The sequence below is a fragment of the Clostridium beijerinckii genome (assembly GCA_003129525.1).
GTDB classification, from domain to species: domain Bacteria; phylum Bacillota; class Clostridia; order Clostridiales; family Clostridiaceae; genus Clostridium; species Clostridium beijerinckii_D.
This window is the reverse complement of record CP029329.1, coordinates 2,738,384-2,764,928: the sequence shown is the minus strand read 5'-3', so window position 1 is coordinate 2,764,928 and position 26,545 is coordinate 2,738,384. Positions and strand designations below refer to the sequence as shown.

The 26,545-nt window shown below is 30.6% G+C and carries 19 protein-coding genes; 5 read left to right on the top strand and 14 right to left on the bottom strand.

All coding sequences use genetic code 11. The features are described 5' to 3' along the window. From DIC82_12270 to DIC82_12260, 3 genes are all read right to left on the bottom strand, one after another. On the bottom strand, positions 1 to 993 hold the full coding sequence (locus tag DIC82_12270) for an iron ABC transporter permease (protein AWK51742.1): 993 nt from the start codon (positions 991 to 993) through the stop codon (positions 1 to 3). Next, a complete protein-coding gene (locus DIC82_12265) occupies positions 977 to 1,930 on the bottom strand; it encodes a ferrichrome ABC transporter substrate-binding protein (GenBank protein ID AWK51741.1) in 954 nt (317 codons plus the stop codon). Before DIC82_12265 ends, DIC82_12270 begins: the two co-directional genes overlap by 17 nt. Before the next feature lie 129 nt (positions 1,931 to 2,059). Then, positions 2,060 to 3,676 (bottom strand): cell wall-binding protein, encoded by a 1,617-nt coding sequence (locus tag DIC82_12260; GenBank protein AWK51740.1) that lies wholly within the window; start codon positions 3,674 to 3,676, stop codon positions 2,060 to 2,062. Between the two features lie 259 nt (positions 3,677 to 3,935). Between DIC82_12260 and DIC82_12255 the strand changes: the two genes are divergently transcribed. Continuing rightward, the gene (locus tag DIC82_12255) at positions 3,936 to 4,937 is read left to right on the top strand and encodes an AraC family transcriptional regulator (GenBank protein AWK51739.1); all 1,002 of its coding nucleotides are present in this window, start codon (positions 3,936 to 3,938) and stop codon (positions 4,935 to 4,937) included. A 173-nt stretch (positions 4,938 to 5,110) separates the two neighbouring features. Here the strand turns inward: DIC82_12255 and DIC82_12250 are convergent, their stop codons facing one another. The 4 genes from DIC82_12250 to DIC82_12235 all read right to left on the bottom strand — a co-directional run bounded on the left by DIC82_12250 (position 5,111) and on the right by DIC82_12235 (position 10,853). After that, complete coding sequence (locus DIC82_12250) at positions 5,111 to 6,217, bottom strand: 4Fe-4S ferredoxin (protein AWK51738.1); 1,107 nt, start codon at positions 6,215 to 6,217, stop codon at positions 5,111 to 5,113. Positions 6,218 to 6,573: 356 nt separating this feature from the next. Continuing rightward, positions 6,574 to 8,247: a cell wall-binding protein gene (locus DIC82_12245; GenBank protein AWK51737.1), complete on the bottom strand. Its 1,674-nt coding sequence runs from the start codon at positions 8,245 to 8,247 to the stop codon at positions 6,574 to 6,576. Between the two features lie 346 nt (positions 8,248 to 8,593). Continuing rightward, complete coding sequence (locus DIC82_12240; protein ID AWK51736.1) at positions 8,594 to 8,944, bottom strand: PqqD family protein; 351 nt, start codon at positions 8,942 to 8,944, stop codon at positions 8,594 to 8,596. Continuing rightward, positions 8,931 to 10,853, bottom strand: a complete 1,923-nt coding sequence (locus DIC82_12235; protein ID AWK51735.1) for an oligopeptide transporter, OPT family — start codon at positions 10,851 to 10,853, stop codon at positions 8,931 to 8,933. Before DIC82_12235 ends, DIC82_12240 begins: the two co-directional genes overlap by 14 nt. 507 nt (positions 10,854 to 11,360) lie before the next feature. Here DIC82_12235 and ahpC point away from each other — a divergent pair. After that, positions 11,361 to 11,924 (top strand): peroxiredoxin, encoded by a 564-nt coding sequence (ahpC, locus tag DIC82_12230; GenBank protein ID AWK51734.1) that lies wholly within the window; start codon positions 11,361 to 11,363, stop codon positions 11,922 to 11,924. Between the two features lie 10 nt (positions 11,925 to 11,934). Continuing rightward, on the top strand, positions 11,935 to 13,464 hold the full coding sequence (locus DIC82_12225) for an alkyl hydroperoxide reductase subunit F (GenBank protein AWK51733.1): 1,530 nt from the start codon (positions 11,935 to 11,937) through the stop codon (positions 13,462 to 13,464). 112 nt (positions 13,465 to 13,576) lie between these two features. On the opposite strand, the gene DIC82_12220 is transcribed toward DIC82_12225, so the two are convergent. Both DIC82_12220 and DIC82_12215 read right to left on the bottom strand, forming a co-directional pair. Next, positions 13,577 to 14,230 carry a hypothetical protein gene (locus DIC82_12220; GenBank protein ID AWK51732.1) on the bottom strand — a complete coding sequence of 218 codons (654 nt, stop codon included), beginning with the start codon at positions 14,228 to 14,230 and terminating at the stop codon, positions 13,577 to 13,579. Positions 14,231 to 14,506: 276 nt separating this feature from the next. Further along, positions 14,507 to 15,934, bottom strand: coding sequence for an MFS transporter (locus DIC82_12215; protein AWK51731.1), 1,428 nt, complete (start codon positions 15,932 to 15,934; stop codon positions 14,507 to 14,509). Between the two features lie 332 nt (positions 15,935 to 16,266). Between DIC82_12215 and DIC82_12210 the strand changes: the two genes are divergently transcribed. Further along, complete coding sequence (locus tag DIC82_12210; GenBank protein AWK51730.1) at positions 16,267 to 16,557, top strand: hypothetical protein; 291 nt, start codon at positions 16,267 to 16,269, stop codon at positions 16,555 to 16,557. Positions 16,558 to 16,691: 134 nt separating this feature from the next. On the opposite strand, the gene DIC82_12205 is transcribed toward DIC82_12210, so the two are convergent. The 3 genes from DIC82_12205 to DIC82_12195 all read right to left on the bottom strand — a co-directional run bounded on the left by DIC82_12205 (position 16,692) and on the right by DIC82_12195 (position 22,552). After that, positions 16,692 to 17,897 (bottom strand): aldo/keto reductase, encoded by a 1,206-nt coding sequence (locus DIC82_12205; GenBank protein ID AWK51729.1) that lies wholly within the window; start codon positions 17,895 to 17,897, stop codon positions 16,692 to 16,694. A 286-nt stretch (positions 17,898 to 18,183) separates the two neighbouring features. Continuing rightward, the gene (locus DIC82_12200; GenBank protein ID AWK51728.1) at positions 18,184 to 19,434 is read right to left on the bottom strand and encodes an efflux RND transporter periplasmic adaptor subunit; all 1,251 of its coding nucleotides are present in this window, start codon (positions 19,432 to 19,434) and stop codon (positions 18,184 to 18,186) included. Continuing rightward, on the bottom strand, positions 19,424 to 22,552 hold the full coding sequence (locus DIC82_12195) for an AcrB/AcrD/AcrF family protein (protein AWK51727.1): 3,129 nt from the start codon (positions 22,550 to 22,552) through the stop codon (positions 19,424 to 19,426). The genes DIC82_12200 and DIC82_12195 overlap by 11 nt, the downstream gene beginning before the upstream one ends. A gap of 761 nt (positions 22,553 to 23,313) precedes the next feature. Here DIC82_12195 and DIC82_12190 point away from each other — a divergent pair. Continuing rightward, positions 23,314 to 24,072, top strand: a complete 759-nt coding sequence (locus DIC82_12190) for a hypothetical protein (protein AWK51726.1) — start codon at positions 23,314 to 23,316, stop codon at positions 24,070 to 24,072. A 164-nt stretch (positions 24,073 to 24,236) separates the two neighbouring features. Here DIC82_12190 and DIC82_12185 read toward each other — a convergent pair whose 3' ends face one another. Then, complete coding sequence (locus DIC82_12185) at positions 24,237 to 25,106, bottom strand: Cof-type HAD-IIB family hydrolase (protein AWK51725.1); 870 nt, start codon at positions 25,104 to 25,106, stop codon at positions 24,237 to 24,239. Positions 25,107 to 25,178: 72 nt separating this feature from the next. Then, positions 25,179 to 26,543 carry an MATE family efflux transporter gene (locus tag DIC82_12180; protein AWK51724.1) on the bottom strand — a complete coding sequence of 455 codons (1,365 nt, stop codon included), beginning with the start codon at positions 26,541 to 26,543 and terminating at the stop codon, positions 25,179 to 25,181. Between the last annotated feature and the right edge of the window lie 2 nt (positions 26,544 to 26,545).

Here is a 26,545-nt window from a genome sequence, read left to right as displayed (position 1 = left end):
TTAGCCTTTCTCCTTTCTTGCTATAGCTATGAAGAATGGAACTCCTATAAGTGCTGTAAATATTCCAATTGGAGTTTCATAAGGATTATAAACCATTCTTGCAGCAATATCAGAATAGGTTAAAAGCACTGCTCCCAGTAAAAAAGAACAAGGTATATTTTTTCTATAATCTTCTCCTAAGATTTTTCTTACAATCTGTGGAACTATAAGTCCTACAAAGCCAATATTTTTACCAACAGCAACTGCTGCTGCACACATTGGTATCATAACAAGTAAAGTTATCAATCTTATTCTTTGAGGATTTTGGCCTAAACTTATTGCTACATCATCTCCAAGGCTTAATATATTTATTTTCTTTGAAAGTAAAATAGCTATTATTAAGCCAGCTATTCCAACTACAAAAGCTAATTTAAAATCTGACCAGGTTGCATTTCTAAAACCTCCAGCCACCCAAAAAGCAATAAGTTGAGACTGATTTGATAAAAGCCCTGAAATAGTTGTAAGAGAAATAAAAAATGTACTCATAGCAGTTCCTGCCAATAGTATTTTACTAATTGAATTATTATTTGCTTTTCTTGATATAAATCCTATTACTATAATTCCACTGAATATTGCTCCAATTAATGAAGCTATCATAACATTTGTAGTATTTATTGAAATTCCAACCGCATAAAATATGGCAACAACTAATGTAGCTCCTTGACTTACACCAAGAAGTGAAGGTTCTGCTATTGGATTTCTCGTAACTCCTTGAATCATAGCTCCTGTTACTCCTAAAATCCCTCCTGTAAACAATACACATAGAGCTCTTGGAATACGTACATCTCTAACTAACACAAGTTCAAGTTTTTCACTATAATTAAAAATACTATGCCATATTTCTGAAATGCCAATCTGGGTGGCTCCTAGGCTTATGCCTAGGATTAACCCACTTATTAGAATAAAAATACTACAAACTATAAAAGTTATTGTATTTCTATTGCTCTTTTTCATTTAACTTCTCCATAATTTCATCTAAAAGTTTTTCTCTTCCTATTGGACTATACCCTTGATTAAAGTAAGGTGAAGAAGGTAATTTGACAACCTTACCGTTCTTCACAGCTGGTATGTTATTCCACATTGCATTTCCTTCAAGAACTTTTAAATCTTCATCTGTTGCAATGGCAAATATATTATCTGCCATAATTTTTGCCAAACCTTCATAAGTTACAACTGGTAAACTTATATCTTTTTGCTGTGGCATACCTGCTGGTTTACTTAATCCTAAATCTTCATATAAAACACTACCAAATCCTGCTCCATCGAATACATAAAATTGGCCGCCACTAGCTAAGAAAGATAAATAAGTTGTATTTGTACCTTGAGCTTCTTTAATCTTATTTCCTACTTCCTTTGCCTTTTTATCATAATTTTCAATCCAAGTGTTTGCTACTTCTTCTTTATTAAAAGTTTTTGCAAAAGTCTTAACATCGTCCTTCCAATTTAATGCTTCTAATTTAATCATTACTGTAGGAGCAATTTCACTTAATTGATCGTACAGTTTTTCCTGTACTGTTGAAATTACAATTAAATCAGGATTTAAATTCATTATTGCTTCAACGTCCATAGTATCTTGCATGCTATAACCAAGTATTGTAGCCCCTTTTAATGTATCCTCTAAATATGTAGGAAATTTTTTATAGTCATAAGCATCACTATTAGCAGTTCCTATTACCTTATATCCTAAAATTGATAAAACATCACTATTACCGCTTAAGTCAACTATTCTTTCAGGATTTTCTGGGATTTCAACGTCTCCTTTAACATCAGTTACTTTAATAGTTTTCTTTTCCTCTTTCACTGTAGAAGTGTTTGTATTTGTACATCCAACAAAGAGCATTGATGTTATGCAAACTGCTAGAAATTTTTTTAATATTGAAATTTTTTTCATATTATATCTTCCTTTCTGAATTCATATTCTATGTATTGTCAATGAAGTTAATTGTATATGATATTCATTATCAATTCAATAGTTGCACCTGATTTAATTATTTTTACACCTGATTTGATTATTCTATAATTATTGAATAAAATCTCCATTGGCTCCTAATTTATATCCATCAATTATAGTATCATGAAGCATTTCTCCTAATGTATTTAAATAATACCATTTCCTATTATCACTCAACCATCCAATTTTCATAGCTCCACTTTCACTTAGATAATACCAATTGTTATTTTCTTTAATCCAGTCTATTTGCATTATTCCAGAAGAATTTAAATAATACCATTGATTTATGTCATAAAGCCATCCTGTAGCTTTAATACCTTCTACTTTATTATAATTCCAACTTCCATCAGTATTTTGAATCCATCCAAGCTTTCCATCTAAAACTTTTTCTGATTCAACTACTTCAGCTACTGCCTCTTTTGTATCATTTACTTTTATTGAGTAAATATCAACATCTTCACTCCAAAGTATCATATGATTTTCATCATAAACAGATAATCTATCCATAGATCCATCTATTTTATACATCTTATCCCATTCGCTATAATTATCAAATTTATATGTAAATCCGCCTTTTGTTTTCCAAATGTTGCCATGAATATCAATATCCATATCTGTAATTTCTTCTGTCTCAACATTACAAGCATAGACATAGTTTTGATTTCCTCTCTCTTCATATAATGAAATGGTTTGAATAGTTAGTAATCCAGACTCTTCTATATATTGTACTATATAGCCTCCTGCTATACTTATATTTGCATTATCAAGTAAACTTATTGATACTCCATCTGTTCCTGAAAGTACATATGTAACTGCTGTTTTAGCATAATTAGCGCCGTCTATCTTATCTTCAGCTTGCTCCTTTGAAATCTTTTGTATAGCTAAAAAGCTTACTGTCTTTCCATCATTTTCACTTGTATCGAATGCATCCCCACCATTTACATCGATTCCATCTATTTTACTTATTATTTCATCACTTTCAATGGTAATTTTTATAGTTCTATATATATAATCTTCATCTTGTCCAAGTACATTAGAATCTGAAACATGTACTGTAGTTCCTTCTCTTTTATCCTCTGTATTGGTTAATGTGATAGTATTACTTGCTGATGTTGTTATTACTTTAATTTTACCTAAATTATAATCTGCATCTATATAATTCCCCTTTGAATCTGTATAAACAGTATAATCATCATAATTAGTGCCGTACCAACTTTCACCGAATTTAGTTTTAGGAATTTCAACTAAATTATTTTTTATATTAGTATATCTGTCGTCTGCCGTGGCTCTTACATTCTTTCTTAAAGCAACAGCAGCAGCATCTATGGCATCCTCTGTTAAGCTACTTTCAGATATTTCACTATTTGACATATCTAAATAATAATCACCATCGCTCAATTCAATATATCTATCTGAATATGTTCCATCAAATTCTATTCCAGTATCTATATCACTAATTTCAGTATATTTATCTCTATTTAAATAATATACGCCTTCGTTTTCCACATCTTTAGTCTTACCATCAATATAAAACTTTCCTTCCTTATAGGCAGCCGCTTCATAAATGGTTCCTTCCTCTGATAGTATTCTAGGATAAGTCTCCGCCTTTGCCTGTATTGACCCTACCACTGAAATAATAGCTACTACAACTAATACTGATGCAATTTTGTTTGTTCTTTTTATCATAGTATCCTCCTAAGTTTGTAATTTTTCTAAAATATACTTTACAACAATTCATAAGTAGTTTAGAATTTATTCTTAACGAGGATTATTGTATATGATATTCATTATCAATACAATGATTGCATCTGATTTAATCAGTTTTACATCTTAACTAATTATTTTTTTGCATAATTATTAGTTATTTAATTGTACGTAAACATAGGTAATATGTTTGATCTTTATATTTGAAACTTGAAAATATAGAAGTAAAAGGAGGATTTTTATGATTGTAAAGTCTAGTGAAGAATTTAAATCTGAAGTTCTAAGGCGACTAAATTTTAGTAAAATTGAAAATGAAAACTATACTTTATATGCAAATAAAGATAAGCCTGAACTAGGGTTTTTAATTAGTTATTCAAGAAAGGGTTATTATGATTTAGGTATTGCAGATTATACTATAGTTGATGATTTTTCTTTATCTTTTGCTAATCCTGAACATTTAATGCGTTTTGGTTTAGTTTATAAAGGAGTTACAGAATTTCAACTTGAAAATAATCCTGTATCTTCTTTTACTCCTTCTTCCTTCTTTGTAATTGAAAGAGATTTAAATGGATACCAAAATTGGAAAAAGGGCCAGCATTATCATGGAACTGAAATAACTATATATGAACGATATTTTACTGAAGTAATAAAACCTAACTTTCCAAATATAATAGATTTTGATTCTTTTATTAAAAATTATACATATATTTATCTGCCTTTAGAAATTATAGAAATTATTCGTCAGCTACAAAGCTTAGCTAATAAAAACTTATTAAATAGTATCTATTTAGAAAGCAAAATATTAGAGTGCATAGCCATTTTAATCAATGAGATTACTAATGCTCCTGAAAATGCTTTTACTAATCAAATTAACTATGGAAATATTAATATCGGCAATAACAGAATAATGAAACTAACTTCTTCTGATATTAGTGCAATTCAAAAAGCTCATGATATATTAGCAAAAAATCACAGTGATCCGCCAAACATAAACACTTTAAGTAAGATGGTATTTTTAAACGAACAAAAGTTAAAGGCAGGATTTTCAAAATATTATCATATGTCAATTGGTGAATATACAAATCATATTAGGATGAATATTGCTGTAAATCTTTTATCAACAACAGACTTAAGTGTTGAAGATATAGCTTACAAAGTTGGGTATAATTATTCTGCAAATTTTTCTAAAATGTTTAAAAAAACTTATGGAAAAACCCCATTAAAATTTAGAAAAACCAGATAAATATACTAGTAACATAACAAATTTACGGTTAAATGCAAATAAATATTGTAATTGGCGTGTGGATATTTTAAAAGAAGTACAAAATACATTTGTAAAATAGCTAAGGCATGCAAAAAATTGCATACCCTAGTTATGTTATACATATGTTATTTTAATTTAGAAATATACCTTATTTAAATTGTAATCAACTCATATTCCTTATTTCCAAGGCCTAATTTTACAGCATAGTCTATTGCAACATTCCAATCTGTTTCAGGGCTAACATCAGTAAAATGGTCATGATGTTTACAGCCATTTTTCTCAAGTAGGCTACCTTTCATGACAGGTTGTTTGTTTACTGCATCTGCACAAGCAACATCCAATGCCACTGGATCAAAAGATGCAAACATACCAACATCAGGTACAATAGGTACATCATTTTCTGCATGACAGTCACAATATGGAGATACATCAATTACCAAACTAATATGGAAGTTTGGACGCCCATTTAATACTGCCCATGAATATTCTGCTATTTTTTTGTTTAGTATATCATTAGATTCATCTGATGCAGGCATAACTGCATCCATAGGACAAACCCCTATACATCTACCGCAGCCCACACATTTGTTATGATCAATGTAAGCTTTTTTATCTATTAAGCTAATTGCACTGTGAGCACAGTTTTTAGCACACATTCCACAGCCAACGCAAGTCTCCTCTGAAACATTAGGTTTTCCACTACTGTGCATCTCCATCTTTCCTGCACGAGAACCACACCCCATACCTATGTTTTTTAATGCACCTCCAAAACCAGTTAATTCATGACCTTTAAAATGATTTAAAGAAATAAATATATCTGCATCCATAATAGCATGACCAATCTTTGCTTCTTTTACATATTTACCATTTGTAACTGGTACTAAAGCTTCGTCTGTTCCTTTTAATCCATCACCAATTAATATATGACATCCTGTAGAAAATGGACTATAGCCATTTGTGTAAGCAGAATTCAAATGATCAAGAGCATTCTTTCTACCGCCTACATATAAAGTATTACAATCTGTTAAGAATGGTGCTCCCCCTAATTCCTTAACAATATCCGCTACTACTTTAGCAAAATTAGGACGTAAGAACGCCAAATTACCAGGCTCACCAAAATGAATCTTAATAGCTGCATATTTTTTTTCAAAATTAATTTGATCAATCCCTGCAGTTTTAATTAAACGATTTAATTTCTGTATCAAATTTTCTTTAGCTGTTGTTTGCATAGTCGTGAAATACACCTTTGATTTTTCCATTTTTTAATTCCTCCATAATAACTATAAATTAACTAATATTTACTCTATTTCATTATAAAGCTTAAAGTTAACTCTAAGTCAATAGCTAAATGAAAAAATATCTCTTTATTAACTTAATAATGTGCTGCATCCATCAAATATTTCATTATACGTTATATCAAAATCACCTGTAATCAATCAATATCTTTTTGATTCTTGGTAAAATATAATATAAAAGGTCTGATTCCAATTGAATATCGAAATCAGACCTTAATTTTTTTATTTTTTATCTGTCTACTCGACAGAGTGTATTTCATTTCATTTTGTAACTAATCATTTTGCTTTAATATTTTTAATTACATTGTCAATTATTTAAATTATTTAATCCAAGCTCCTGATGCTCCTAATTTGTAACCATCAACTATTGTGTTTGCAAGCATAGCACCTGATGCATTTAAGTAGTACCAAGTTCCATTGTCATTTAACCAACCAGTTTTCATAGCACCTGATGATTGTAAGAAGTACCAAGTTCCGTTATCGTTGTACCAGCCAGTAGCCATGATTCCATCAACTTTAATCATGTACCAAACTCCACCATCGTTAACCCATTGTCCTTTTACTTGAGCGCCAGTAGCATTATAGAATGTCCAACCTGTGTTAGTTTTAACCCATCCTTTATTTACAACTGGAGTAGTTGGAGTAGTTGGAGTAGTAGTTGCTTGCCCACCAATTACTGAGTAAACTTCATCATTTTTATTCCAAGCTACGATGTTGTTATCATCATATACTGACATTTTATTGAAAGACCCATCTACTTTGTATACTTTTGTCCAATTTTCATCGTTGTTCCATTTGTATATATATCCGCCCATTAGTCTCCAAATATTCCCATTTGCATCTGTGTCAACAATTGTTGCATCCTCATTTGCTTTATCATTTATATCAGTGTAGTAATATCCATTCTTTGAGCTTAATACTATTGTTTCAATTTGTACTGAACTTGCTCCTACAGTGTAGTTGATTAACTTTCCATTAGAAACAGTGTATTTACTAAGTAAAGAATGATTTTCATCTATAGCATCACCATTATCTTTAGAAATTACATAAGTAGTTACTGATTTAGCATATTTTGCCCCGTTAATATTATCAGAAGCTTGTGCTTTTGATATTTTTTGAATAACTGTGAAAGTTGTTTGAGCAGTTCCTGGAGTACTAAATACTGGTGCACTTATCGCTTTACCATTAATTTTAGTTATTGTTCCAGCAGTAGCTGTTATAGTAACTTTTGCTGTTCTGTAGATGTAGTTAGCATCTTGTCCAATTACTTTTTCGTTAATACCATCAACAGCAACGCTTGCTGTTACAGTTTTAGTTCCACCTGCCCCATCATATTTATCATTTGTATTTGATACAGCTACGCTCTTCTCAGTTGAACCATTATTTGTTGTAACTTTGATTAACCCTAAATTATAATCTGCATCAATGTATTTTCCTTTAGCATCTGTATAAACATTTAAAGAAGTAGCATTACCATTTGTTGCTTCGTCAGCAGCATATGTAACACCATACCATAAGTCTGTAAACTTATTTCCTGTAAGTTCTTTTCCAGTTAAAGTTTTGATTGTTTGTGAATCAGCTACAGTATATCTTCCATCTGTATCCTTTTTCACATTTTTTCTTAAAGCTGAAGCAGTATCGTCTTTTGCATTATCTTTTATTGAATCATCAGTTACTGAACCATTATCTAAATCAACAAAATAATCTCCAGCTTGTACATTTAAGTACTTAGAACCATAAGCTTCAACAGATGATCCACTATCAACATCTGATAAATTATTATATTTACCATTTGCTAAATAATAAGCTCCATCATCTTGATTATTTACTTCTCCATCAATGTAGAACTTTCCATCTTTGTATGCCACCGCATTATATACAATACCCTCTTGTGAATCAATTTTTTTGTAGTCAGCTGCACTTGCAGGTACTATTGAAATAATAGCAGCCACAGCTACTAATAGTGATGTTGCTTTACTCATTCTTTTTAACATAATTATTCCTCCATTTTTATATAAAATTTAATTGTAATAATATTCAATGTTGAAATCAAAGCATTATTTAACTCTTTCGCTATATAATACAAATAAACAATGAATATTTTGGTACCTTTTTTTAAAAAAGTCGAAACTAGAGATGCAGTATAAAGATACCATATTTTTCTTTACATTATAATGGAGCTTGGATTAGATAGTCTTTTTCAAGACAACTTCATACTTAATTTATAAATAAAAATGAACTACCTAAAACAAATTAGGTAGCTCATTCTATGTTAGGCACATTCAAATAAATAACAAGTCAGTATGATATGAAATTTACAATGAAGTACCATCTTTTGTATTACAAATTGATTTTTTCTATATAGTGACAATTAATGTCTATATGATTTAAGAATAACAATAATCTTTCATAAAGTGGGTGAACTTTATCACCGTACTTTGCTTCTAGACTTTCTCCAATATCTTTTACATTTTTCTTGCCATCTATCTGTAAAAATATCCAACTTCCAAATTCATCTAAAGAAATTTTTTCGTACTCTGGAATTCTGAATTTAAGTTTTCTAAAGAACTTTTGTACCTTATGATCTTGACTTTTAAGTATAGTCACAATATTATCTTTATCTACTTCATATTCTAAATTGTCAGATATTTTATATATGATATTTAAAACGTCTTCGTTACTTTTTAGCATTTTTTACCTTGCTTCCCAATATAGGTATTATAGTAGCAATTAGTAGAGCTACTAATATTATTGCTGCCATTCCATTAGAAGCAGAGAATCCACTTGGTCCACTTCCTTTTATAACACCTGTTACTTGGAATATTATACCTATAAGTCCTATTATAGAACCACCAGCAACAAGACCAGAAGATAAACTTATACCATTTGAAACTTTAGCGTCTTTTTCTTTTTCAGATTTAGAATTTTTCTCTATAACTAAACGAACTAACGCACCTATTAATATTATAGAAGTTGTAGATATAGGTAAATAGAATCCTATAGCAACTGTCATTATAGGAAGGTTTAATAGGAATAAAACTATTCCCATAACAATACCAACGATAATCATAACCCAAGGCAACTTACCTGACATTATACCAGCTGTTAAAGTTGACATTAAGTTAGCTTGAGGTAATGCAAATGGAACATTATCGCCTGTCATTTGAAGTTGGTTTGAAAGTAATAATATAGTACCAACAACAACTGCAACACCAATTACTCCAGCTATGACAAAGAACTTATCCATTTCCTTTTTGTCACCACCAATTACGAAAGTAACCTTTTGTGATTGCGCGTAACCAGCAGCTACAGATATTGCAGTAACAATAAATGTACCAAATAAAAGTAATGATTTATTACTTTCAAGATTTGTCCATCCCATTACAACGAATAATAATGTTACAATAACTATAGAAGCTATAGTCATACCTGATACTGGAAGGTTTGAAGTACCTATAGTACCAGTTAAACGACCAGAAACTATAACAAATAGTAGTGATAAAAATAATGATAAAATAGACGCAAGTATTGCCATTACTATATTACCATTAGATGATATGAAACCACCTATGAAACCTAGTATTATCCCACCAAGTAGTATTATATTTCCTAAAGATGAGCTATTACCACTATTTGAAGATTTAGCATTAAGAGTTTCTTTTATAGAAGACATTATAGTAGGAATAAGTTTAATAGCACCTATTAAACCACCAGCAAGCATCATACCAGCACCGATATATTTTACATAACTACCAGCTATATCTTTAACTTGCATAGCGTTTATAGAAACATCAGGATTATTCCATACAGCTCCTCCATCTCTTCCCAAACTTGAAAAATAACCTATTAAAGGCATAATACCGAAATTAGATAATATAGAACCAGCGAACATAGTTAAAGAAACATCTAAGCCAACTATAAATCCTATACCTAATAATAGAGGGTTAACTTCAATTTCAAATTTCCACTTATAAAAAGTTTCATTAACATAGCTTATAACGTTGTTAGCTACATTCAAAAATGAACTAGTTATAAGAGTTATAATTCCTCCTATTCCAAACCCGATCCCCATGAACTTCATCGATTCTCCAGCACCTTCTGAAGCAACAAGTGTTTCAGATATAGCCATTGATTCAGGATACATTAATTTACCATGTTCCTCAACTATTAAGTAATTGTAAACAAGCGAAGCTATTCCAATACCGAATAAAACTCCAGCTGTACCAACAACAAAACCTTCTAAGAAATTAACTTTAGAACCTATTAACAGAATTGCTGGCATTACGAATATTACACCACTAGCAACAGATTCTCCCCCACTTGCCATACCTTGAACTAAATTTTTGCCAAGTATACCTTTTTGCTTAGCAAATGCAGCTATTAATGCGGAACCTATTATAGATCCTGGTATACCAGCCGCAACTGTAAGTCCTGATTTCATACCCGAGTAGGCAGTTGATGCTGAAAATAAAACTGCTAATATAATACCTATTACTAATACTACAACATTTCCACCTGATTTAGATCCACTAGAAATGTAGGGAACATAGTTTTTACCAACTACCCCACCATATGCATCTTTTGATAATTTATTATTCATAAAATGTACCTCCTTTTATTTTGCCCCCTCATAATTATAACATTATTTTTATATAATGCTATCTTTTTCAGCTTTTTATACCTATACATTCTCTAATTATTTAACTTTTCTCTTAAACTATTCAATAATTTCTAAATCCTTCAAGATGTGATATACCCTTTTAGTAATTATCATCGTATTTTTTAGTAATTATAACCTCATTAAAATAGTAAAAAGAAAAGTAATTTCATTCATTCTTCCTTTACAAAGACTATCTAGATGCTTCTGAAGTGCGAATTATTCAGATCGATATTATATATTTGCAAATTTAATTCCACTAAATTATATATCCTTTGTATTTACCAAAATACAAATAAAAAAATCTATATAATTCTCTTGACAAATTTTAGCCTAGTTGTATAATAATATTAATCAATAATTATTATTAATTAATAAATATAATCATTTAATATGAAGAATTAAATTATGAATTTAAAATATACAATAAATTTTAGGAGGTAGATTATTATGTCATTAATAGGAACACAAGTAAAACAATTTAAAGCATTAGCTTATAAAAACGGTGAATTTTTAGAAATCACTGAAGAAAATTTAAAAGGAAAATGGAGTGTATTTTGTTTCTATCCAGCAGATTTTTCATTTGTATGCCCAACTGAACTCGAGGATTTACAAGATAATTATGAAACACTAAAAGGAATTGGAGCTGAGGTATATTCGGTTTCAACAGATACTCATTTCACTCACAAAGCATGGCACGATAGTTCAGAATCTATTAAAAAAATCACTTATACTATGGTTGGTGATCCTTCACATACATTATCTCGTAACTTTGATGTATTGATAGAATCTTCTGGTCTTGCTGATCGCGGTACATTTATCATAGATCCAGATGGTGTAATCCAAGCAATTGAAATCAATGCTGGTAACATTGGACGTGATGCAAGCGTCATAGTTGATAAAATTAAAGCAGCAGAATATGTTAGAAATAATCCTGGTGAAGTTTGTCCAGCAAAATGGAAAGAAGGTGCATCAACACTTAAACCAAGTCTTGACCTTGTAGGAAAGATTTAGGAGGTAAACTATGAAATTAGATAAAGACATAAAAAAACAATTAGCAGAATATATAAATCTTATGGAAGGCACTGTACTTATAAAAGTCAGTGCAGCTTCCGATGAGGTATCCAATAATATGGTTGCTCTAGTAGATGAATTAGTTTCTATGTCTTCAAAAATTAAAATGGAGAAATCCAAACTATTAAGAACACCTAGTTTTAGTATTAATCGCATTGGTGAAGAAACTGGAGTAACTTTTGCAGGGATTCCTTTAGGCCATGAATTTAATTCATTGGTGTTAGCTCTACTACAAGTTAGTGGAAGAGCTCCAAAGGTTGATCAAAAAATAATTGATGTTATTAAAAACCTTAAGGGAGAATATAATTTTGAATCTTACATTAGTTTAAGCTGCCACAACTGTCCAGAAGTTGTTCAATCGCTTAATTTAATTAGCATTCTTAATCCCAATGTCACTAATACAACAATTGATGGTGGTGTTTTCAAGGACGAAATTGAAAGCAAAAATATAATGGCAGTACCAACTGTTTACTTAAATGGTGAAGTCTTCAGCATTGGTCGTATTACAATTGAAGAAATTCTTGCCAAGATAGGCACAACTTTAGATGCATCAGAATTTGCAGATAAAGAGCCATATGATATGCTTGTTGTTGGAGGCGGTCCTGCTGGAGCAAGTGCAGCTATTTATGCAGCACGCAAAGGCATCCGTACAGGAATTATTGTTGAACGCTTTGGTGGCCAAGTACTAGACACTATTGGAATTGAAAATTTTATAAGTGTAAAATATACAGAAGGTCCTAAACTTGCAGCAAGCCTTGAGGAACATGTTAAAGAATACAATGTTGATGTGATGAACCTGCAGCGTGCTAAACGGTTAGAAAAGAAAGAATTAATAGAAGTTGAATTAGAAAACGGTGCTATTTTAAAGAGCAAGACCGTAATAATTTCAACAGGTGCTCATTGGCGAAATGTTGGTGTGAAAGGAGAAGAAGAATTCAAAAACAAAGGTGTAACCTACTGTCCTCACTGTGATGGCCCTTTATTTAAAGGAAAACACGTAGCAGTAATTGGTGGAGGTAATTCTGGTATTGAAGCAGCCATTGACCTTGCAGGAATTGCAAGTCATGTAACAGTTTTTGAATTTATGCCAGAACTAAAAGCTGATGCTGTATTACAAAAACATCTTTATAGTTTAAATAATGTTACTGTTTTAAAAAATGTTCAAACAAAAGAGATTACCGGCACAGATAAGGTAAATGGTATTACCTACATTGAACTTGAGACAGGAGAAGTTAATCATATGGAGCTGGAAGGTATATTTGTTCAAATTGGACTTGTACCAAATACAGATTGGTTAGGAAAAATAGTTGAACGTAATAACTTAGGTGAGATAATAATTGATAACCATGGTGCTACAAATATCCCAGGAGTGTTTGGTGCAGGAGATTGTACCAATACCCCATATAAACAAATCATTATTTCTATGGGATCAGGTGCTAATTCAGCCTTAGGTGCATTTGATTATCTAATAAGAAATTAACAAATCCAAAATGCCATATATGTTTTGAGTCAGACCTTATTTATTCTATATAAATTATTTAGCTAATGCAAAATAAAAATAGCGCATCAAATTTTAATTTAATGCGCTGTTTTTATGCAATTATACACTCACGTATAAATCTAAAGCCTTCTTTTACATTTCTATGTTTTAGTAACTTTATATCAAGATTACATAATTTATAAATGATTTGAACACAATATCCTATTCCAAGTGCAGTTACCAATGTTCCAATTCCAACAAATCCACCTAGGATCCAACCAATAATTAAAGCTCCCGCTTCTATGCAAAATCTTATTCTACTTACTGACTTGCCTGTAATCTTAACTAATACAATCATAAGTCCATCTCTAGGACCACATCCCATTTCACAGCCTATATATAAATAACTACCTATAGCTGACATAAATAGACTTCCTATCATCATTAATATTCCTGTGAATAAGTTATTACAAACCGGAATAACATTACTGTATATAAGAATATCTATGAAACATCCAATTACTATCATATTAGCTATAGTTCCCAAGCCTACCTTAAGTCCCAATATACTTGTAATTATTACTATAACTACTCCAACTACAATGCTAGCTTGTCCCATAGTTAAGCTAGTTATATTTGTTAATCCTTGATGAAACACATCCCAAGGACTTAATCCTAAGTTTGAATTAAGAGCCATTACAGTTCCGCATGCACATAATAAAAATCCAAATGTTATTTTAATTATAAGACCTAATAATTTTTTCATGATCATCCTTCGTTTCTTTAAATTATTTTTTTAACTTAGAAAGGTATTCACTTCTAATACTTTAGTATAAATAACCTTCATCACCTAAAAACTGAGTGTTGATTAAATTTTCAACCATTAGACAGTTTACATCAATCTAGTTAAAACTTCAATTGATTTTTAATCCATTTAATTTAATTTTTATCTCAACTCGCAAAAATTATAAAATCTAGTCTTACCTATTCTCATCAAATAATCTGCTACAAAAATAGATTTCTATAAATAAAGTTTTATATGTTATTTCTTTTTATGGTATGGAATATTTAATCTTATAGCTGTTACTACAACTCCAATAAAACAAATAATAGCTGAACTAATATATACATACTTCATTCCAAACATGAATACATCATTTCTTCCTTCAACATATCCAAATACTTTTGTGCCCATTTTAATACTCATAAAAGAATAAAGGAGCAAAGTAGCCATAGCAACACCTGATGACTGTCCTAAATTTCTTACAAAAGCGTTCAAACTCCCAGCTATGCCCAATTTATCATTAGGAGCTGAAGACATGACAAGTGAATTATTAGGTGATAAAAACAGTGCATTTCCAATGGCTATTAAAGATATATATATAATCAATCCCTGAAGGGTTGAATTTTCATTTAAAGTTGCCATTAAGCCCATACCTATTCCCATTAGTATTAGACCCAAAAATGTTAAAAACTCCGAACCTATTTTATCAGATAACTGCCCACTAAAAGGTGAAATCACTGTAACTATTATTGGAGAAATCATCATAATCATTCCTGCATAATTAGGAGTCATTTTTAACACATTTTCAAGGTAAAAAGGTTGAACAATATTGTTACTATTAAATGACATATAGCATATAAAAGTACATAGTATACCCACGGAAAAGAGAGAATTTTTAAACAATGAAAGATCAATTAGAGGATACATCAATTTCTTTTCTACAAATATAAATATAATAAACAAAAAAATTCCTGTAATAAAACTAAATATAATTAAACTATTACTATATCCAATAGTTTTTCCAGCAATAAGGGAATAAAATAAAAAGATAACACTTGCTCCAAAAGTTATAGCTCCAAAAAAATCCATGCTTTCACTTTTTTTCGTCAACTTACTAGGCAGCATTTTTACTCCTACTATAGTTGCTACTATTCCAATGGGAATATTTATGAAAAATATATAATTCCAGCTTAAATATGAAACTATAAAGCCACCTAAGGGTGGCCCTATCATTGTCCCAAGAGCTATAAAAGTTGCTGATATTCCAAGGGCTCGTCCTCTTTCATTATCAGGGAACACTTGTGTTATTATTCCCTGATTATTTGCCATAGCTGCAGAAGCTCCTATAGCTTGTATTATTCTAAAAAGAATTAAGGAAGTAAGGTTTTTTGATAAACCACAAAATAAAGAACCTATAGTAAATATAAATAATCCAAAATTGAATATTATAGATTTTCCTTTTATATCTCCTAATCTTCCAAAAAATAAAATTGTACTAACTATAGTAATAAGATAGCAAATTACTATTAATTGAATAGAAGACATATTTACAGAAAATATATTTACCATTACTGGTAGTGCTACATTTACTATAGTACTATCCAGCGTTGCCATGAATGGAAGTAATACTACGACAGCTAATATTACCCATCTATTTTTATATTCATTCTTATTGTGTATATCCATAATTAAAATTATACCCCCACTTATTTTTCTTGAATTCTCTTATAATATTATATTAAGAAACAATTTATAATGAACATACTAAATAACTAACCTTACTCATAACAAAGCTATTAAAAACTTTGACCTACTAAAAGATACCTTAATTTTTATCAGCTTAATATTGAAAAATTCATATTAATTTTCTGTCACCTAACATTCTTAATTCTATGTATTTTTTCTTTAATTTAATATAAGTTTTTTACTTGTATTTTTATATTAAAATAGTATAATCAAATTATATAGATAAATAATTATTATATAAATAAATAATTATTTAAAGGAGATGTTTTAATATGAGCACTTTAGAACAATTTAAATTTTACCCTCTTTTTTCTGAATTGGAGAATTTTAAAAATATAACTGTTCATAACATCAATAAAATGTTAACCAAAAAAATCGATGCTGAAGATATTTGCATGGGTAATAGACAAGTAGGGTCAAGAAGTTATCATATTTTTTATTTCAAGAATGATCGTTTTTCTCTTTATTATCATGGCGGTGGAACTGATTCACTATATAGTTCAAAGTCACTTGATGAGATATTAGAATATGTAAATAATCTTAATCCTGAAGACTTTGAATAAAAACATTTATTTATACAAGTAGGAATTAAAGTAATTTTACTTAAACTACTATACATGTAAAAACCGGATACATGACGGATATTAATTCCATCATGTATCCGGTTTTTATGTACGTAGAAAATAATCCTCACCTTTTAATACAGCTTAAATAATTTCACCATAGTCTTTGCAATTTTATATATAGGGGTTTCCAGCTCCCTACGAGCATTCTTCAGTTCTTTTCGAATTTCTATATGCTGAGGGCAATGTTTTTCACATTTACCACATTCAACGCACTGTGCAGCACTGCTTGGATTTTTTCGTAGAGCAGTACACATAAGATAATCTCTTCTCCCATATTTCTTATTTTCAGCATACATCATATTGTAGGAATGAAAAGTTCCTGGAATGTCTACCCCTTTAGGACATGGCATACAATAGGCACAACCTGTACAACCTACTTTAATATTTCTCTTGATTTCATTCTTAACTTTTTCTATTAATTCGAAATCCTCTTCTGTAAATTCACCTGCTGTTACATCCTTTGCAACTTTTATATTTTCCTGAACCATTTCAAGAGAATTCATTCCAGACAGTATACACGTAACTTCAGGTTGGTTCCAAAGCCAACGGAATGCCCACTCTGCAGCAGTACGCTTCCTTGAATTCTCCTTTATTATGTTCTTAGCCTTCTCCGGTAATAAATTAACTAGTCTTCCACCTCTTAATGGCTCCATTATAATTACAGGAAGTCCTTTTTTATTCGCGGCTTCAAGTCCCCTTCTTCCTGCCTGACTATGTTCATCTAAATAATTATATTGAATCTGACAAAAGTCCCACTCATACGCATCTAACAATTGAATAAAAGTATCTGTATTTCCATGATAAGAAAATCCAACATTACGAATTTGTCCGTTTTCAACTTTTTCCTTTAACCATTCATCAGCACCTAAGGCTTTTAAGCGGTCCCATGTCTTCACATCAGTAAGCATATGCATAAGATAATAATCAATATGATCTGTCTGAAGTCTTCTTAATTGTTCCTTAAAATACTTCTCTAAATCCTTTTTTGACTTAACCATGTAATGGGGAAGCTTTGTCGCAATATATATTCGATCCCTACAATTATTTCTTTTTAGAATTTCACCAAATGTTGCCTCACTGCCTGGATAGACGTAAGCGGTGTCAAAATAATTGACCCCATTATTTATTGCTTCCATAACTTCTTTTTCTGCCTTATCAATATCAATGCTATTTCCCTTTTTAGTAAAACGCATACAACCATATCCTAATATAGATAACTTATTTCCCTTTTTGTCTTTTCTATACTTCATTCCTGAAGTTTTTTCTTCAAACTCCATTATTATAATCACCTCATTAATAATATATAATATATATATGTATTCTATATGTTATAACAAATTGAACGGTTTGCCAACTAAGTCTTAAAACTCGAAGTTTCCTATTGGCAAGCGCTTTCTCTTGTAATTAGTTTGTTAACTAAATAATCTTGAAAATAATCCCACTTATAATTATAATACATGTTGCCTTATTTTTCCACAAAAAAATACAGTATAAAAATGCGTTGGCTATTTCTTATAAAAGCCAACGCATTTTTTATTTGAATAACTATCTAAGACACAATACTTATTCTACCAAATTTACTTTTTCTCCATCACTTAATAAATTTTGTCCTTCGGTTATAACATCTAAGCCTTCTTCTATACTACTTGTTATTTCTGTGAATTTCTCATTTGAAATTCCAGTTTCAACAGATATTTTTTTAACCTGACCATTATCAACTGTATAAAGATAATTTACACCATTCTCCATTTTAATTGTTTCATTTGGCACCATTAAGATGTCGCTTTTATTTTCCGCTGACAGAGATATTTTTGCAAACATACCTGATTTTATTTCGTCATTTGAATTATCAATTTTAACTTTGACAACATAAAAATTGTTTTTAGAACTTGTATTTGGACTGATATTATCTATTACCCCGACTATTTTTTTATCTGGTAATGCATTTATATCAACTTGTACAGATTGCCCTACTTCAATCTGTGCAAGCATTTTATCAGGAACATTTATTTCTGCTTTTAAATTGCTATAATCTATAACAGTAACTGAACCTGCTTGTCCACTAGCAAATTGTCCCACTTCTACAGCTTTTTCTGACACAACCCCAGCTATTGGTGCAGTAATAGTAGCATTATCTATTTGATTTTGTACCGCATTAACTCCTGCCTGTGCTTGTTCCACTGCAGCTTCTGCAGCCTTTGTAGCTTGAGGTCCTGATTTACTCTTTAGCAGATTTAAATTATCTTCAGCATTTTTTAAGTCTATAGTTATAGCATCATACTGTGCTTTTGCATCATCTAATTCCTTTTTAGATACTGCTTCTGCTGAATATAAAGTTTGTGTTCTGTTATAACTTTCTTTTACAGTGTTATATTGAATTTGTAATTTTCCTAACATCTGTTCTGCTTGCAATAATTGTTGTGCAAACCCTGAGTCACTTGTTCTTTCTAGGTTAGCAACAGCTGCACTCAATCCTGCTTGCGCCTGTTCTAATTGTGCTGTATAATCTGTTGTTTCCAATGTAAATAATTTTTGACCTATACTAACCTTATCTCCAACATTTACATCTACAGTTGCAACTTTTCCTCCTGCTTTAGGTAAAACTATTACTTCTTTTTCAGGTTTTAGGTTACTTGCATATTCAATATTTGTTGAAATTGTTCCCGTTGTAACTTTTTGTGTTTTTACATTTTTAACATCTTGCTCTACTTCTACCGTTTTGCTTTTACTAAAGATAGAAATACTACCCACTACAACAACTGCTAAAATTATACCTGCTATAACAAGTTTTTTCTTTGAAATCTTAAACTTCATTTGTGGTACCCCCCTCTAGACTTTGAACTTTTTTCTTTTTAAAAGAGACAACTCTTTTTAAATCATCCATTAATGTATAAATAACTGGTAATATAATTGGTGAAAGTGCGGTTGACGCGATCATACCTCCAATGATTACTATAGCCATACTCTTTTTCATTTCAGTTCCTTCACCAATAGATAAGGCAACAGGCAGCATAGAAACAATCATTGTTGCACTAGTCATTATTATTGGTCTTAATCTAGTGACACCAGATTCTATAAGAGCGTCCCTTAAATTATGGCCTCTCTTCATAAGAGTATTTGTATAATCTATAAGTAATGTACCATTTTTAGATGCTAGACCTTCCAACATAATCAATCCAATCATTGACATCATGTTTAAAGTTTGTCCAGTTAATGCTAATAAAACAAATGCTCCTATGATTGCACAAGGCAGTGCCATCATTCTTATAAATGGAGTTAAGAATGATTCATAAAGTACTACTAAAATCATATAAACCAAGGCTAAAGATGCAATTAAAGCTAATCCAAGAGACGAAAAGCTCTCTGCCATCTGCTTTTGATTTCCGCCGAAGTTTATACTATATCCATTAGGAATTGAAAGGGATTTTAGTTTAGTATTAATATCATTGGTAACTTCTCCAAGAACTCTTCCTTGCAAGTTGGCTTCTACAGTTACCATATCTTGTTTATCTTCTCTAGATATAGAAGGATTACTATCTATTTTTTGAATTGACGCAACTTGACTTAGAGGAATTTGCTCTCCTAATGAATTTGTGATTTTCAAGGACTTAAGGTCTTCTGCACTCTTTATTTGTCCATTTTCAAACTTAAGAGTTATATCATTTTCTTCATTATTTGATCTATATACTCCCACATTCGTTCCTGATAATGCCATTCTAACAACACTGCCTACATTTGCAGTAGAAAGATTGTACTGAGTAGCTGCAAGACTGTCTATATTGACCCTAAGTTCGCTACTTCTTGCACTTGAAGAGTTACTTATATCAATGACTCCTGGGATTGTATTTATTAACTTTTCAACTTCATTTGATAGTTCTTTTATAGTATCTGAATCGTCTCCTTTTATCTTAATTGATACCGGTTTACTACTACCTCCAGATGAATTTGACTCTGATACATTGAAATCTACTCCCGACATCTTTGTCCCAAAAGCACGAACCTGACGTGTAAGTTCACTTTGACTTATTTTACGTTCACCCTTAGGTACTAAGTTAACGTAAATTTGCGCAGTAGCTTTATCTGTGCTTTGTTCCCCATTTTGTCCAATCATTGAAAAATAATTTTTTACTTCTTTTGTTTCTTGTAAATATTTTTCTATCTCCATAACTTTTTCATCTGTTTGTTTTAAGGTAGATCCTGGAGTAAGCTTCATATTAATGGTGAAACTACTTTGGTCTGCCACAGGTATAAATTCTGATTTTATTAATCCCATTGGAATAAGCGCTACACTAAGCACAATCCCAGCGACAACTATGGCTAAAACTTTTTCCCTGTTATCTAAAGACCATATTAGAGATTTTCTATATACTTCTATAAATTTTTCAAAAGAACCGTCTGTTTTGGAACTAATTCTTGTGAAAAAGTTATTTCTTACTTTTTTCATTTTATTCTCTTTAATACTTTCATCTTTTAATAACCTTGAAGAAAGCATTGGTGTAATTGTAAAAGATACAATTAGAGAGAACAGTGTAGCTGCAACGATTGTCAAACCAAACTCTCTAAACATCTGACCTATCATACCATCTACAAATGAAATAGGAGCAAATACAACAATATCACATAATGTGATGGCTACTGCTGCCATTCCTACTTCTTTACGCCCTTCAATGGCTGCTTGTATAGGATTTTTTCCCATATCCATATGCCGCTGTATATTTTCTATAACAACGATAGAATCATCCACCAGTGTACCTACAACTAGAGATAAACCCATTAAGGACAGCATGTTCAAGGTAAAATGCATTTGATACATCATGAAAAATGTAGCAACCAGTGATGTTGGAATCGCAACTAAAACAACTAAAGAAGAACGGAAACTACGGAAGAATAAATAAAGTACAATTGCAGTTATTATAATTCCTTCTACAAGGTTATGCTTTATTTCAGTAAGGGATGAAGTAATAAACGTGGTTGTATCCATTAGAATATTAACATCTGTCCCATTTGGAAGTGTTTTTTTAATATCTTCTAATTCTTTTTTTACAGAATTAGCAACTTCTACGACATTTGCATCACTTTGTTTTCCAATTATCATTGCCATAGTCTTTTCACCACTAAATCTTGTTAATGTGGTGGCATCTGGAACTTCCAAATCAATCTTAGCAATATCACCAAGACGAATTGTTATACCATTGCTAGCAGGTATTAAAAGATTTCTTGCAGCGTCAATGGTGCTAAACTGACCAACAATTCTAACAGATTCATCTAAGTTGTCCTGTTTAATCACTCCACCTGGTATATTGACGTTTGCTCCTTGTAGGGTTCCCGTCAAAGCATCAATGTTCACTCCATAATACTCCATAGCCGCTTTGTCAATCTTTATCATCAATTGCTTTTTATCTGAACCCATTAAGGAAATGCTTCCTACTCCAGGTATTTTTTCTAATCTTTGTTTTAAAATATCTGATTGATTATAAAGTTCATCATAACTGGCATTTCCATTTATTGAAACTGCCAAAATAGGTATAGCACTCATATCCATCTTAAATAAAGTAGGCTTATTTGCAGCTTTAGGAAGTGCTGCTGATGCATTTTCGACCGCTTTCTGAACATCTAAATATGCGGTGTTTATATTTGCGCTCATTTTAAAGGTTATTGTAACTGTTCCATATCCTTCTCCTGCGCTGGAATTAAGAATATCAACACCACTTATTCCTGATACTGCATCTTCAATAGGTTTTACAATGTCTTTTTTTATATCTTCTGCACTAGCACCATTGTATGTTGTCATTATAGATATAACAGGAATATTCATAGAAGGCATTAAATCTGCCCCCATACTTTTATACCCCATAATTCCTAATCCAATGAATAAAATTACTGCCATCCACATGGCCGCTGGTCTTTTTACTGATATCTCAGTTATACTCATTTCTCTCCTCCTTTTTCCATGTCCTATAATTTTCTCTTGTTATCTTATAAATAATACTAATTATATATATGCTTGATGTATTTGAATTAAGGTATTCCTATATATTCTATAAGGATTATTCATCATTATTCATAAATATACATATAAATAGAATCAAAGATTAAATTTATTTATATCTTAAAAATCTGCTTACTTTTCATTTTAAATTCTAAGAAAACTAAGAAAATATATTTTTAGCATTTTAGGACATTAAATTTTTTAATTTCTTGAAGTTCATTCCATAGGGTTTTATAATTCCTTCTCTAAACCTAAAAATGAACTTCCAATTACACTTTTCACATACTTCATAGAGTGATTCACATGAATAAAGACTATTTCCTAAATGTAGTTAATTAGGAATTTCACCTGATTATATCATAAATAATTACATTATTGAATGTTATTACTTGAAATGTATTCACAGAATTCATCCCAAACACTTTTCTTAAAATAAAAGAAAAAACTTCCCTATTATCATTACAAATTCACATAATGTTGAAATCATGAGAAAAAATAAGTAATTAAAAGCAATTGATAGCTTTTATGTTCCTGGAAGATAAAATCAATCGTCAAAGATAAATATGCGTATTTTGTCAGATTGATATGAGTTATCTAATACCATATAATATAATCATTGTAATTACTTTATGCAATGTTTTATAACTACACATTATAAGTTTTGCAAAAAGCAATTAAATATATAATTTAAACGGGGGATATATATGTGGTCTAGAAAAGAATTAAAAGATAGAGCTAAAGAGGTTTTAAGAAAAATCTATTGGAGTGCATTTGGGGTTAGTATAGTCATTGCCTTGGTAGGAGGTAATAATAATTGGGGTGGTGGTAATTCTTACTCTGGTCATTCAAGAGATTATGTTTATTCAAATATCCATAATATCAATTTTATAGATTGGAATTCTATACTGTTTGCATTAATTCCATTTATAGTAATAGTAGCGTTTCGTATTCTTATTGGATATTGTTTGGAGGTAGGTGGAAGAAGATATTTTATTCAATCCTCTCAATATAAAAATAATAAAAGTTGTTTTGGTTTTGGTTTTGATGGAGAAAACTACTCAGGAATAGTACAAACAATGTTATTAACAAAAGTTTTTATTTTCCTTTGGACTTTACTTTTAATCATCCCTGGTATTATCAAGTACTATGCGTACAGAATGGTGCCATATATTCTTGCAGACAACCCAAACATTGGAGTGTTAAAAGCTATTTCTCTAAGTAATGAAATGACTAGAGGACATAAATTTGATATGTTTGTATTAGACTTATCATTTATTGGTTGGTATTTATTAGGAACAATAGCTCTAGGAATAGGCGTATTTTTTGTTATGCCTTATGAAAATGCTACAAACGCTGAGTTATATTTAGTGTTAAGAAACGATGCTATTAATAATAACTTATGCAACTATGAAGATTTATTATTAAATCAACCAATCTTTGATGATGATAATGGTATGTGGTAATACTAGAATTGTAGTGTGCATTATTTAAATTAACTAAACAAAATAAAATAATTAAACCTCAAGAATGCTTAGTGCTATCAGCACTAGGCATTCTTATTTGTTTGCTACTTGCATACCCCTTATTTTTAATAACAGAATATTAAGCGGCACTCTAAAGTATCAGATTATAATTCTCCATTTAATATGAGATGTATTGCTTTAGCTACTCCGAAATTCACATTTGTATCTGTAATATATTTAGCTGCTTCTTTTATTTCATCAACTGCATTCCCCATTGCAAAAGAATTTTCAAATTCTGTAAACATAGAATAATCATTTAAGCCATCTCCAAGCACTACTACCTCATCCTTTTTTATGTTCAATTTTTGTGCTACTTTTGCAAGAATTTTTCCCTTCTCAGCATCCATATGATTTACTTCAATGTTAGTTCCAAAACTTGCTGATACAGCTAGTCCTTCTAATACTTCCATCTTTTTACGAACCTTATTTATAATTTCTTGTGATTGAGAAAAAGATACAAACTTTGCTATATTATTGTTTCTATTTAAAAATTCATTCATATCTGTAATATATTTCATATTTTTAAAATGTGGATTATTCTTAGCATATTTTAGTATTTCTTCTTCATCTCTTAATTCTGGATTGAATGCAAGAGATCTTTTTATCATTCCTGCTAAAGTTTCTTCTTTTGTATTTGTTGTATAAAATCCGTCATCTGTATATATTTCTATAGCTAAATCTTTACATTTCATTGTCTCTAAAATTTCTATTGATCGTTTTTTTTCAATATAAGTATGTTCAACTATATGTCCATTAATGTCTCTATATTCTGCTCCATTTAATACAACACAATCACATTGTAAGTCATATTTATGTATAAACGGCTCTACATCGCAATATGCTCTTCCCGTAGCAATTGCAAACTTAATTCCATTTTTTTGTGCAGCCTTAATTGCTTCTATATTTTCTTTTGGTATATCGTGATTTTTCCCAATCAATGTTCCATCCATATCTGCGGCTATTAACTTAATCATTTATCTTCTTCTTTCTTTTTTATAATTTTTATCTAATGGCTTTTAGTTTGATTTATTATAATATAACACTTTTCATATTGCACTTTTATCTTGTTTTATTTCAACTCTAAAATTCTTATCTGAGTAGAAAACTATGAGTACAAAAATTGCACATGTAATCCAAATAAGTGGTTCTGATATACATACTCCTAAATAACTCATTGTTGGAGCTAAAAATCCTACAACTGCAAATTTTCCGAGTAGTTCAATTGAACTAGAAACAAGTGGTGTAAACTTCCTTCCAATTCCCTGAAGCGTACTTCTGTATATAAGAAGAATAGCTAATACATAATAAAATGGAGTATTAATTCTTAAATATTTTACTGCTGTACCTATAATCAAAGTATCATTTGTTCCCGTTAAGAATTTTATTATATATGTTCCAAAGGCAAAGGCAGTAATAACAACTATTGTTGACCATATGGCACCCATAATAACTGTTTTCTTAAGTCCAATATTTATTCTTTCATATTTCTTTGCACCATAATTTTGGCTTACAAACGTAGCTGATGCTGTTGCTAATGTTCCAAGTGGCATCATATAAATTTCACTAACTTTTCTTGCTGCCATATGTGCAGTTATTATTTCTTTACCAAAACTGTTTATTGCACCTTGAAGTGCAACTGAACCAATTGAAACAAGTGATAGCATAAATCCCATAGATAGTCCCGATGTAAATAATTCCATTACCATAGGACCATCATATTTAAAATCTTCTTTAGATAATTTTAGCTCAGGACATTTTTTTATTATATGATTAAATCCTAAGATTACTGCTACAATCTGTGATATAACAGTTGCATAAGCAGAACCTCTAATCCCCCATTTAAATACCAAAATAAATGTAAAAACCAACACTACATTTAAAATTGAAGCATAAATCAAATATATAAGTGGACTTCGGCTATCCCCCAGTGCTCTTAGAACCCCTGCTATCATATTGTACATTATAGTAATAGTCATAAACATTAAGATAATTACAATATATCCATATGCATCGTTTATTATTTCTAGCGGGGTATTTAGAAATTTAAGAATATACATTATTGTACCTACTCCAATAGCTGTAAATACTATTGATATTATAAGGTCTAGAATTACTGTCATTGCTACAGCCTGTCTCATGTTATCCATCTCTTTTGCTCCAAAATATCTTGCAATCACAATAGCAAATCCATTATTTATACCAATTGCCATTCCAACAATAAGTCCAAACAGTGGTGTTGTAGCACCTATAGCTGCCAAGGCATTTTCCCCCAAGGTATGTCCAACAATTACCGTATCCACCAAATTGTACATTTGTTGAAACACACTCCCAAGAAATATAGGCAATGCAAAATAAAAAATTTGTTTTGCAGGATCTCCCATTGTTAAATCCATAATTTTATTTTTCTCCATTG